Below are 11,716 nucleotides of genomic sequence, written 5' to 3'. Positions count from 1 at the left end.
GTTGCGACGAACTTCCACTTTGGCACTTTGATGCCGTTACCGCGAGGCCCCACCTTGCAATGTAGTCAGGGGCCTGCGCCATCAACGGCGGTGTAGGTGGAGACGTCCATGCCATCTGCACAGCCGGTGCGATTGCCGCGACGCAGGCAGCGCGCGCCCACACATCCGCACCGCGTTCACGGAGCAGATTACAAGCAAAAACAGCCTCCAGCGCTTGCTGGACAAGCGCCGAAAGCTATATTTTTAGGAGCAAATGAATGCCGCCGGCCGTGACGGGTGTGGCCGGCAGCGCAGGGCCGCTACTCCGTGCGCTGGCGGTCCGAGGCGTAGACCGCCGCCTGCACGCGGGAGCTCAGCCCGAGCTTGCGCAGGATGTGCTGCACGTGGATCTTCACCGTGGTTTCCGCGATGTCCAGCGTGCGCGCGATTTCCTTGTTGCTGGCGCCGCGCGCAATCTCGCGCAGCACGTCTTCCTCGCGGGGCGACAAGGGGGCCCCGCCGCCGCCCGGCTCCGGCAGCGGTGCCGGGGCTGTGGCCGAGGCAGTGGTTGGGGTGGCCATGAGCGCGGCGGCCTCGGCCACGCCTTGCGACTGGAACGCCGCCACCAGCTTGCCCATGAGCTCGGGGCTCACCACCGGCTCGCCGCGCGCTGCACGGCGGATGGCCTCGGCCAGCAGGTCGCCATCGATGGTCTTGAGCAGGTAGCCCTGTGCGCCGTTGCGCAGCGCGGCGGCCAGGTCCTGGGCATCCTCGCTCACGGTGAGCATGAGCACGCGCGACGCGGGCGCCACTTCGCGCAGGCCCCGGATGGCATCCACGCCCATCACGCCGGGCAGGTGGTTGTCCATGAGGATCACCTGGGGCTGCAGCTGGGGCGCCAGGCGCAGGGCCTCGGCAGCGTCTCCCGCCTCGCCCACCACCTGCAGGCCGGCATCCTGGCCCAGCAGCGCGATCAGCCCGCGACGGAACAGGGTGTGGTCATCCACCACCAGCAGCGTGACAGGTTGCTGCTGCGTGGCATCCGGAACGGCGGCGGTGGGCGGAGAAACGGAGAGTTGGCTGCTTCGGTTCATGTCGTGGGCGTGGGCACCCTGGCTGCAACAGCGGTGGGTGTTAAGACGGTGTCGGTACCGGCCATGCCGGGGGCGCGAGCCGCCACCATATCACCGGAAGATGGCACGACCGGGGCACTCACGGCGGTCACCGTGGGCAGCTCGATACACACGCGGGTGCCCTGGCCGGGCGTGGATTGCACCTGCAGCACCGCGCCCGCGCGCTGGGCCCGCTCGCGCATGATGCCCAGGCCCACATGCAGCGAGTCGGGCGGCACGGTGGCCACGTCAAAGCCGCAGCCGTTGTCCTGCACCTCGAAGCGCCAGCGCGGGTGGCGGTGCACGCGCAGGTCCACCCGGGTGGCACCGGCGTGCTTGCGCACGTTCGACAGCGCCTCCTGCACCATGTGCAGCACCTGGATCTGCAGATCCGGCGGCAGCGGAAGGCCATGGCCTTCCATGCTGAGCGTGGTGGCCATGCCGGTCTGGTGCTCGAACTTGGACAAGGTGGCGCGCAACGCAGATTCGATGTCCTCGTCGCTGGTGCGGGTGCGAAAGTGCACCAGCAGCTCGCGCACGTCGGCATAGCACTCGCGCACGCCCTCCTCCAGCTCGCCCATGCTGCGGTCGCGCTTGGCCGTGTCGCCGCGTGCCACGGCATCGCGCAGCAGCTGCGTCTGGATCTTGAGGAACGCCAGCGACTGCGCGATGGAATCGTGCAGCTCCCGCGCCAGCATGCTGCGCTCTTGCGCCACCGCCGCCTCGCGCTCGAGCGCGGTGGCGCGCAGCCCTTCCATGGCGCTGGCCAGGTGGCGCGTCATGGCCTCGAGCAGCTCGCGCAGCCCGTCGGTCATCTCCACCGGCGAGCGGAAGAACAGGTCCACCTCGCCCAGCACGCGCTGCTGCATCTGCACGGGAATGGTCACCATGGTCTCAAACCCCGCCTCGCGGCAGTGCGGCAGGGCCAGGCTCGTGGCGGGCGTGATGGGAATCACGCGCGTGCGCGCCTGCACCTGCGGCTGGCCGCACAGGCAGGTGCCGGTGTGCAGGCAGTGCTCCCCGGCGGCCATGGTGCGCGGCAGGCCATCGCCCGCGAGCAGCACGTAGCGCTCGTTGTCCTCGTCGGACCAGCGCACCGCCGCCGCATCGGCGCCCGCCAAGCTGCGGATCTGGCGCGCGAAGCCCTGGGCCAGCAGCTCCAGGCTGCTGGCGGTGGAAGCGAGCGCGCTCACTTCATACAGCGCGGCCAGCCGCTGGTTCTTCACGTCGATCTTGGCGGTCTTCTCGCGCACCTTGTGCTCCAGCTCGTCGTGCGAGGCCTGCAGCGCGTGCGCCATCAGGTTGAAGCCCGCCGAGAGCTGGCCGAACTCGTCATCGGTGTCCACCGGCAGCCGCGTGCCCAGTTCGCCCTGGCGCAGCCGCGCCTGCGCCTGCTGCAGGCGCGAGACGGGGTTGATCACCAGCAGGTAGCTCACGGCCATGAATGTCACGGCGGCCACGATGGCCAATGCCATCATGAACAGCTGGAACAGATGCAGCGCCGCCGTCCAGCCCGCGATCTGGTGCTCGATGGCCTCCACGAACCCGTCCACCTGCTGCACGAACGCATCGGCCTGCGCCAGCGTCTGCGCGCGGCCGGGCGGCTGCGGGCCCGTCCAGCCCGCGCGGGCCGTGGCCCACTGGCTGCGCACGGCGTCAAAGCGCATGCGGGTCTCGCCGCTCCACGGCACGAACAGGGGCCGCGACGGGTCGCCCGTGCGCAGCAGTTCCAGGCTGGCGTCGAACTGGCGCACGCGCTCGCGCACCGCCTCGGGCGGCTCGGTCTGCAGCACCAACACCATGCGCAGCATGTTCATGCGCAGGCGGCCCGCCTCGTTGACGGCCGCCGCGCCGCCTTCGAGCTTCCAGGTCACCCACAGCGTGAGGCTGATGGACGCCAGCGCCACCAGCAAGAAGCCCGCGCCCAGGGCCAGGAGCTTGGTGGTGAGCGTGGGCTGGGTCCGCATCGGCGCAGTGTAGGCAGGGGGTGCTCGGCGTTTCTTGACCTGCGTCAAGCGCGGCCCGCGTAGCATCACCGCATGCAAAGACCTCTCCCTTCTTTCTTACGCACCCGGCTCACCCGAGGTGCACGCGCCGCCGCCCTGGGCTGCGCCCTGCTGGTGCTGGCGGGTTGTGCGGGCACCCTGCCGCCCGCCGCCACGCGGGCCACCCCCTGGCCCGAGCGCCTGCACACGCTGCTGCCCGCCGATGTGCTGCTGCTGGGCGAGCAGCATGACGCGCCCGACCACCAGCGCCTGCAGCGCGAGGCCGTGCTGTGGCTGGCGGCACGCGGCCAGCTGGCGGCCCTGGTGATGGAGATGGCCGAGAGCGGGCACAGCACCCAATCTCTGCCGCCGGGCGCCACCGAAGCCCAGGCCCAGGCCGCCCTGCAGTGGAACGACGCAGCCTGGCCCTGGAAGGCCTATGGCCCGGTGGTGATGGCCGCCGTGGCGGCGGGGGTGCCCGTGCTGGGCGGCAACCTGCCCCGCGCCCAGATGCGCGCGGCCATGCAGGAGCCCGCCTGGGACCAGCACCTGCCCCCTGCCGCGCTGGCGCGCCAGATCACCGCCCTGCGCGACGGCCATTGCGGCCTGCTGCCCGAGTCACAGCTCGCGCCCATGGCGCGCATCCAGATCGCCCGCGACGCGAGCATGGCCCGCACCGCCAAGCAGGCGCTGCGCCCCGGCCAGACCGTGCTGCTGGTGGCCGGGGGCGGCCATGTGCTGCGCAGCCTGGGCGTGCCCACACACTGGCCCAAAAATTTGAAGTCAAAAGTGGCCCTTGCGCGCGTCCAGAAAGCCCAATCAGCTATCAAGACAGAAGCATCGCAAGTTGCAGGCACTGTCGCCCATGCCCCGGCCGACGCCGACGCTGATGTGGTGATCGACACCCCGGCCCTGCCACCCCGCGATGCCTGCGCCGAGCTGCGCGAGCAGTGGCGCACGGCACCACGCGGCCAGCGCTGAGCGCCCGCCCCAGACCTACGGCACCGCAGGTGCAGACGTGAGCAGCGCGGGCCGCGGTGGCTGGGGCGGCTGTGCCCGCAGCAGCGCGGCAAAGCCCTCGGCGGGCAGCGGGCGGCTGCACAGATAGCCCTGGTAGGTGGCACAGCCCCGTTCGCGCAAGAAGGCCAGTTGCCCCTCGGTCTCCACCCCTTCGGCCAGCACCGACATGCCCATGCTGTGCCCCATGGCGATGATGGCCGCGCTGATGGCCATGTCGTCCTCGCTTTGCGGGATGTCGCGGATGAAGCCCTGGTCGATCTTGAGCACGTCGATGGGAAAGCGCTTGAGCTGTGCCAGCGACGAATAGCCGGTGCCGAAGTCGTCCACCGCCACGCGCAGGCCCAGCTGCTGCAGGCGCGTCAGCACCAAGCGCGCCTCGTCGGCGCGTTCGGCCAGCGCGCTTTCGGTGATCTCCAGCTCCAGCAGCTCGGCCGGAAAGCCCGAGCCGGCCAGCGCCGCCGCCGCGCAGCCGGCGAGGTCGGTCAGGTGGAACTGGCGCGGCGACACGTTGACCGCCAGCGTCAGCACCGGCAGTCCCGCATCGCGCCACTCCCGGCCCTGGCGGCACACCTCATGCAGAACCCATTCACCCAGCGGGCCGATGACACCTGATGTCTCGGCCACGGGGATGAAACGCGCGGGCGAAATCAGCCCTTCCACCGGGTCGTTCCAGCGCACCAGCGCCTCGGCACCCACAATGCGGCCGCTGGCAATGTCCACCTGTGGCTGGTAGTGCATCTCCAGGTGGCCCTGCATCAGCGCCAGGCGCAGGCGGGACTCCAGGGCCAGGCGCTCGCGCGCGGCCTGCGTCATGGCCTCATGGAAGAAGCACCACGCGCCCCGCCCGCGCGCCTTGGCGCCGTACACGGCGGCGTGCGCGCCCTGCAGCAGCAGCTCGGTAGTGTTGGCGTGCTCGGGGTACAAGCAGATGCCCACGCTCACGCCCGCCACCACTTCAAAGCCGTCGGGTGAGCGCCAGGGCTCGGCCACGGCGGCGATCAGGTGCCGGGCCACGGCGGCCGCGCCGTCCGGGTGGCGCAGGTGGCGCGCCACCACGGCCAACTCGTCGCCGGCCAGGCGCCCCAGCACGTCCCCCGGGCGCAGGGCCGACTGCACCTGCCGCGCAATGTGCTTGAGCACCAGGTCGCCCGTGGCGTGGCCGTAACTGTCGTTTACGTCCTTGAAGCGGTCCAGGTTGAGCAGCAGCACGGCCAGGTGTTCTCCGCTGGTGTGCGCCTCCTGCACGGCCAGCTCCAGCTGCTGGCCGAACCAGGTGCGGTTGGACAGCCCTGTCAGCGCATCGTTGCGCGCCAGGTATTCCAGTTGGCGCTGCTGGGCCTTTTCTTCCGATATGTCGGTGAACATGCAAACGTAATGCGTGATCTGGCCCGTTGGGTCGCGCACGGCAGACAGGGACATGTGCTCGGGGAACACCTCGCCGTTCTTGCGCCGGTTCCAGATCTCGCCCTGCCAGTGGCCCGTCTGGCGCAGGGTGCTCCACAGGGCTTCGTAAAAGGCGGCATCGTGCCGGCCTGATTTGAAAAGCCGCGGCGTCTGGCCCAGCAGTTCCTCCTCGGTATAGCCCAGCAGGCGCGTGACGGCGGCGTTGGCCGACAGGATGCGGCTGTTCGCGTCGGTCACCACCACGCCCTCGATAGTATTGTCCACCACGGTGGCGGCCAGGCGCTGGCGGTCTTCGCTGTTTTTGAGGGCGGCGCGGGCAGCCTTGATCTCGTCCAGGTCCTGCACCACGCAGACCAGGTGGGCGGGCTCGTCGTCGGCCTCGGGCACCAGCGTGACAGTGCACAGCACCGGCACAGTGCGGCCGTCACCGGGACGCAGACATTCGCGCTCGTCCACATAGTGGTCGATCTCGCCAGCCAGCAGGCGCGAAAGCTGGGCAGCCGCCGCGTCGGGGTCGGACGGCAAAAGTACATCCCGGAGATTGCGGGTGCACACCTGCGCCTGCGGCTCGCCCAGCAGGTCGCACAGGCGGGCATTGGCCCACAGAAAGCGCCCGTCAGGCGCCACGCGCGCAATGCCGGCCGGCGCGTGCCGCACGATCTGCGTCAGCTCGCGCGACATGGCCAGGCGCACCTTTTCGGCCCGGCGCACGCTGCGCAGCAGGCACCAGGCCAGGCCGCTGGTCAGCGCCACGTAGCCCCAGCCCTTCCAGGTCTGGAAGCGGGTCAGCAGCTCCGGGTCGCTCACCCAGCGGGCCAGCAGCGCATCGCCCACAAAGACCCAGGCCACACCCAGCACCAGGTACAGCAGCATCCCCCGCCAGGGGACCAGCGTGGTGGCATGGCCCTCACTGCCCATTTGCGCTTGTGCTCCTTGTTCGTTTACTCGTTTTCGCGGCCCGACGGCCGCCAGCCCTTGCTGCGACAATCGCACGGCTATGACGACCAACGCCTACATCCTTACCCTGTCCTGCCCCGACCGCCTGGGGCTGGTCCACGCCGTATCGGGCTTCCTGCTGGAGCACGGCGGCAACATCGAAGAAGCCGCGCAGTACAACGACCACGCCACCGGCCTGTTCTTCATGCGGGTGCAATTTGCCTGCGACCAGCACGACCACGCCACCCTCAAGACCCGCCTAGCCGCCTTCGCCGAGCCTTACCAGATGCGCTGGACGCTGCACGCCACGGCAGCCCCCATGAAAACCGTGCTCATGGTCAGCAAGGAGGGGCACTGCCTGAACGACCTTCTGTTCCGCTGGAAGAGTGGCCTGCTGCCCATCGACATCCGCGCCATCATCAGCAACCACCGCGACTTTTATCAACTGGCGGCCAGCTACAACGTGCCGTTCCACCACATCCCGGTCACCGGCGCCACCAAGGCCCAGGCCGAGGCCAAACAGTTCGAGATTATCGAGGCCGAAGGGGCCGAACTGGTGGTGCTGGCCCGTTACATGCAGATACTTTCTCTTGACCTATGTCAAAAGTTGGCCGGTCGGGCGATCAACATCCACCACAGCTTCCTGCCCAGCTTCAAGGGAGCAAAGCCGTATTACCAGGCGCATGACCGCGGCGTGAAGCTGATTGGCGCCACCGCCCACTACGTGACAGCCGACCTGGACGAAGGCCCGATCATCGAGCAGGACGTGGCCCGCGCCGACCACACCGACACCGTGGAAGACCTCACGGCCCGCGGCCGCGACACCGAAAGCCAGGTGCTGGCCCGCGCGGTGAAGTGGCACAGCGAGCACCGCGTGATCCTGAACGGCCATAAGACGGTTATTTTTCGCTAACCGGTAGGCCCTACGCAGTCATGGCGACGGCCGCCCCCACGTCCTTTCTCACCGCTGCGGTGCGGCGCATCCCGCCCATCCAGTGCCTGCTGACCTTTGAGGCCCTGGCCCGCCTGCGCAGCGTGACGCAGACGGCCGACGAGTTGTGCGTGACGCCCAGCGCGGTGAGCCATCGCGTCAAGCAGCTGGAGCAGATCCTGGGCGTGCGGCTGTTTGGCCGGGCCGACTTTTCGTTGACCACCGAGGGCAGCGCCTACCTGGCCCACGTGCGCGAGGGGCTGGGTGCGCTGCAGCGGTTCCCCGGCCAGGCGGCCGCGCCCGGGCGGCGGCGGCTCAAGCTGGCCGTGACGCCCACGTTTGCGCGCACCATCCTCATCCCGCGCCTGCGCCAGTTCACCGAGGCGTATCCCGAGATCGACCTCGCGCTGCAAGTCTCCATCCCGCTCTTGGACGTGGTGGCCGAAGACGCCGACCTGATGGTGCGCTTTGGCCCCGGCCACTATGCCGACGTGGAGCATGTGGAATTGGCCCGCGACGTGGTGACGCCCCTGGCCTCGCCCGCGTTCGTGCGCGAACATGGCCCGTTCGAGCGGCCCGAGGACCTGGAGGGTGTGCAGCTGCTGCGCAGCCCGCTGGAACCCTGGCGCACCTGGTTTGCCGCCACGGGCCTGGACTGGGCCGAGCCCAGCGAGGGCTCGCAGTTCAACGACATTGGCCTGATGTGCGACGGCGCCGCTGCCGGCATGGGCGTGGCGCTGGTGCGCCTGAAGCTGGGCGCGCCCTGGCTGGAAAACGGAACCCTGGTGCGGCTGTTTGCCCACGATGCGCCCAGCCCGCATGCGCACTATCTTTGCTGGCGAACCGGAACGATGGACCGGTGGGAATGCGCGGCGTTTGCGGAGTGGCTGCGAAAAACGATGGTGTGACCCCCTGAGCGGCTACGCCGCGTCCCCCTTCTCTCGGCTGCGCCGGGAAGGGGGACGCAGCCCTCGCCCGAGCCTTGCCCTCCTCCACCAGACTCAGGCAAATCGGCCCTCAGCGCTTATCCACAAAGCGCTAGCAGCTATCAATTCAAGAGCGTTCCGGTGTTTTTCACAAACACCTGCAGAAAACCTCACGCCCCGCCCTCCGCCATCCCCTACAGTGGCGGCCATGAACACAGCCACTTCTCCAGCCGCACTCCCGACCCCCGCCGAGCGCGCCGCGCGCCAGGCCGAGGTCGTGCAGGCCCTGGGCCGCGTGGTGCCTGGGCACGCGCTGCTCTGGAACGCCGAAGACACCACGCCGTATGAATGCGACGGCCTCACCGCGTACCGCCAGCGCCCGCTGGTGGTGTGCCTGCCCGAGACCTACGAACAGGTGCAGGCCGTGCTGCGCACCTGCCACCAACTGAACGTGCCCGTGGTGGCACGCGGCGCAGGCACGGGCCTCTCGGGCGGCGCCATGCCGCACGCCATGGGCGTGACGCTGTCGCTGGCCAAGTTCAACTGCATCCTGGATCTGGACCCGGTGGCCCGCACTGCGCGCGTGCAGTGCGGCGTGCGCAACCTGGCCATCAGCGAGGCCGCCGCGCCCTACCAGCTGTACTACGCGCCCGACCCCAGCAGCCAGATTGCCTGCACCATCGGCGGCAACGTGGCCGAAAACTCGGGCGGCGTGCACTGCCTGAAGTACGGCCTCACGGTGCACAACGTGCTGAAGGTGAAGGGCTTCACCGTGGAAGGCGAGCACGTCGAATTCGGCAGCGAGGCCCTGGACACCCCCGGCTACGACCTGCTGGCCGCCGTGATCGGCAGCGAGGGCATGCTGGCCGTGGTGACCGAGGTGACGGTGCGCCTGATCCCCAAGCCGCAGCTGGCGCGCTGCATCATGGCCAGCTTTGATGACGTGCGCAAAGCCGGCGACGCCGTGGCCGCCGTGATTGCCGCCGGCATCATCCCCGCGGGCCTCGAAATGATGGACAAGCCCATGACCGCGGCCGTAGAAGACTTCGTGAAGGCCGGCTACGACCTGAGTGCCGAGGCCATCCTGCTGTGCGAAAGCGACGGCACACCCGAAGAGGTAGAGGAAGAAATCGGCCGCATGAGCGAGGTGCTGCGCGCTGCCGGCGCCACCGCCATCTCGGTCAGCAACGACGAAGCCGAGCGCCTGCGCTTCTGGAGCGGCCGCAAGAACGCCTTCCCCGCCAGCGGCCGCATCAGCCCCGACTACATGTGCATGGACTCGACCATCCCGCGCAAGCGCCTGGCCGACATCCTGCTCGCCATCCAGGAGATGGAAAAGAAATACCAGCTGCGCTGCGCCAACGTGTTCCACGCGGGCGACGGCAACCTGCATCCGCTGATCCTGTTCGATGCGAACGACGCCGACCAGCTGCACCGCTGCGAACTGTTTGGCGCCGACATCCTGGAGACCAGCGTGGCCATGGGCGGCACGGTGACGGGCGAGCATGGCGTGGGCGTGGAGAAGCTCAACAGCATGTGTGTGCAGTTCACGGCCGAGGAAAACGTGCAGATGTTTGGGCTCAAGCATGCATTTGACCCGGCCGGGTTGTTGAACCCGGGGAAGGTGATTCCGACGCTGAACCGGTGTGCGGAGTACGGGAAGATGCTGGTGCGCGGGGGGCAGATCAGCCACCCCGACCTGCCCCGCTTCTGACGCGCCATGAAGCCGCTGCAGGGCCTGGCTTTTCTGCTGCTCATGCAGTCGGCGGGCGAGGCGTTGTCGCACTTTCTGGCGCTGCCCGTTCCGGGGCCGGTGGTGGGCATGGTGGCGCTGCTGCTGGCGCTGCGCTGGGCGCCCGTGCAGCAGGCCGTGGCACCTGCCGCCACCTTTTTGCTCAATCACCTGTCGCTGCTGTTCGTGCCCGTGGGCGTCGGCGTGATGACGCACTTGGCCCTGCTGAGCGCGTACGGCCTGCAGCTCATTGTGGTGATTGTCCTTTCCACCTGGATCGGCATGGCCGTGACGGCGCTGGTGTTGCGCCTGTGGCAACCCACACCCACACCCACACCCACACCCACACCCACACCCGAGGCGGGCGATGATGCCGAACTTCGTTGAACTGTGGGTGTACCTGGCGTCGGCCCCGCTGTTCGGGCTCACGGCCACGCTGGCTGTCTACGTGCTGGCGCAGGCGTTGTCGGTGCGCTCGGGCCACGCGCCGTGGGCCAACCCGGTGATGCTGTCGGTGGTGGTGTTGGCCGCTCTCATGCTGGCCACCGGCACCGCGTATCCCACGTACTTTGCAGGCGCCCAGTTCATCCACTTCCTGCTGGGCCCTGCCGTGGTCGCACTGGGCTGGCCTCTGTGGCAACGCCGCGTAGCCTTGCGCGCGCGTTGGGGCCGGCTGGTGCTGGCCTCACTGGCCGGTGGCAGTGCGGCTGCAGCCAGCGCCGTGGGCCTGGGTTGGGCATTGGGCCTGCCGGGTGATGTGCTGATGTCGCTAGCGCCCAAGTCCGTCACTGCCCCCGTCGCCATGGGCGTGGCGGCGCAGATCGGCGGCGTGCCTGCCCTGGCGGCGGTGTTTGCAGCGCTGACGGGCATGGTGGGGGCGCTGTCGGCGCGCTGGCTTTTTGGGCTGATGCGCTTGCCCACGGACGCTGAGGGCATGGCGCTGCGGGGTTTTGCGCTGGGCACCGCGTCGCATGGCATTGGCGCAGCGCATGCCTTGCAGGTGCATGCCGAGGCGGGGGCGTATGCGGGCTTGGCGCTGGGGTTGCAGGTGGTGTTGGCGGCGGTGTTGATGCCGTTGGCGTTTCGGTTGTTTTGAGAACGAAATTGTGCTCTAGCGCTTATCCATAAAGCGCTAGCAGCTATTGTATTTGTAGTCTGCGGTTTCTTCTGGTCACTAATCTGTTGACGCCGACGCTCGCGTGCTGATCTTGTGGCGTGCCTTTGCGAAGAGCGGAGGCCGGGAGTCGCCCGGCGTGCGAGTAACTTTCTTTTGCGTCGCCAAAGGAAAGTCACCAAAGAAAAGGCGACCCCGCTGTCTGCGTCCCCAGCGCTTCGCGCTGGGGCAACCTGCGGTGCTCGCGGGCGGGGTGCGTCGCAGAACTCACTGCGCGCCTTTGGCGCTACGTTCAAACAACTGCGACGAGCTAGTCCACGAAGCATGTGTGTCCTTCGGCACACATGCCACCCCGCCCGCTGCGCTCCTCGGCGCATACAGAGGGGCTGGGGAGAGAACATCCATTCGGGCCATCGCTTCGCTCGGCTCCATCCCGCGGGCGCAAGCGCTACGCGCTGCGCAAACTGGGCCGAGCGAAGCAAACGCCCGTATGGCTGTTCGGATGTTCGGCTGTCCCACCCCTGCTGGCTGCGCCTGCGGCGGGGCGGTTGCGGGGTGAGCATGCGCGTCGAAGCGC

The 11,716-nt window shown here is 68.7% G+C and carries 9 protein-coding genes; 6 read left to right on the top strand and 3 right to left on the bottom strand.

The window, feature by feature from the left end; translation table 11 throughout:
* Nucleotides 1–299: 299 nt before the first annotated feature.
* Together ACK4HJ_RS14380 and ACK4HJ_RS14375 are read right to left on the bottom strand one after the other, a co-directional pair.
* A complete protein-coding gene (locus ACK4HJ_RS14380; protein WP_409832741.1) occupies nt 300–1,073 on the bottom strand; it encodes a response regulator in 774 nt (257 codons plus the stop codon).
* Entirely contained in the window at nt 1,070–3,058 is a 1,989-nt protein-coding gene (locus ACK4HJ_RS14375) for a type IV pili methyl-accepting chemotaxis transducer N-terminal domain-containing protein (protein ID WP_409832738.1), read from the bottom strand. Before ACK4HJ_RS14375 ends, ACK4HJ_RS14380 begins: the two co-directional genes overlap by 4 nt.
* Nucleotides 3,059–3,130: 72 nt before the next feature.
* Between ACK4HJ_RS14375 and ACK4HJ_RS14370 the strand changes: the two genes are divergently transcribed.
* Complete coding sequence (locus ACK4HJ_RS14370; RefSeq protein ID WP_409832735.1) at nt 3,131–4,057, top strand: ChaN family lipoprotein; 927 nt, start codon at nt 3,131–3,133, stop codon at nt 4,055–4,057.
* Between the two features lie 15 nt (nt 4,058–4,072).
* Here the strand turns inward: ACK4HJ_RS14370 and ACK4HJ_RS14365 are convergent, their stop codons facing one another.
* Nucleotides 4,073–6,418, bottom strand: a complete 2,346-nt coding sequence (locus tag ACK4HJ_RS14365; protein WP_409832733.1) for a putative bifunctional diguanylate cyclase/phosphodiesterase — start codon at nt 6,416–6,418, stop codon at nt 4,073–4,075.
* 79 nt (nt 6,419–6,497) lie between these two features.
* Here ACK4HJ_RS14365 and purU point away from each other — a divergent pair, with 79 nt between their 5' ends.
* The 5 genes from purU to ACK4HJ_RS14340 all read left to right on the top strand — a co-directional run bounded on the left by purU (nt 6,498) and on the right by ACK4HJ_RS14340 (nt 11,121).
* The gene (gene purU / locus ACK4HJ_RS14360) at nt 6,498–7,349 is read left to right on the top strand and encodes a formyltetrahydrofolate deformylase (RefSeq protein WP_409832730.1); all 852 of its coding nucleotides are present in this window, start codon (nt 6,498–6,500) and stop codon (nt 7,347–7,349) included.
* A 20-nt stretch (nt 7,350–7,369) separates the two neighbouring features.
* Nucleotides 7,370–8,275 (top strand): LysR substrate-binding domain-containing protein, encoded by a 906-nt coding sequence (locus ACK4HJ_RS14355; RefSeq protein WP_409832727.1) that lies wholly within the window; start codon nt 7,370–7,372, stop codon nt 8,273–8,275.
* A gap of 226 nt (nt 8,276–8,501) precedes the next feature.
* Nucleotides 8,502–10,007, top strand: a complete 1,506-nt coding sequence (locus ACK4HJ_RS14350) for an FAD-linked oxidase C-terminal domain-containing protein (RefSeq protein WP_409832725.1) — start codon at nt 8,502–8,504, stop codon at nt 10,005–10,007.
* Between the two features lie 6 nt (nt 10,008–10,013).
* Nucleotides 10,014–10,412 (top strand): CidA/LrgA family protein, encoded by a 399-nt coding sequence (locus tag ACK4HJ_RS14345; RefSeq protein WP_409832723.1) that lies wholly within the window; start codon nt 10,014–10,016, stop codon nt 10,410–10,412.
* Entirely contained in the window at nt 10,396–11,121 is a 726-nt protein-coding gene (locus ACK4HJ_RS14340) for an LrgB family protein (RefSeq protein ID WP_409832720.1), read from the top strand. The genes ACK4HJ_RS14345 and ACK4HJ_RS14340 overlap by 17 nt, the downstream gene beginning before the upstream one ends.
* The last annotated feature ends 595 nt before the right edge of the window (nt 11,122–11,716 follow it).

Source organism: Acidovorax sp., from assembly GCF_046294525.1.
Lineage (GTDB): Bacteria > Pseudomonadota > Gammaproteobacteria > Burkholderiales > Burkholderiaceae_C > Acidovorax.
The sequence above is the reverse complement of the archived record's forward strand: the minus strand, read 5'-3'. Positions and strand labels throughout refer to the sequence as shown.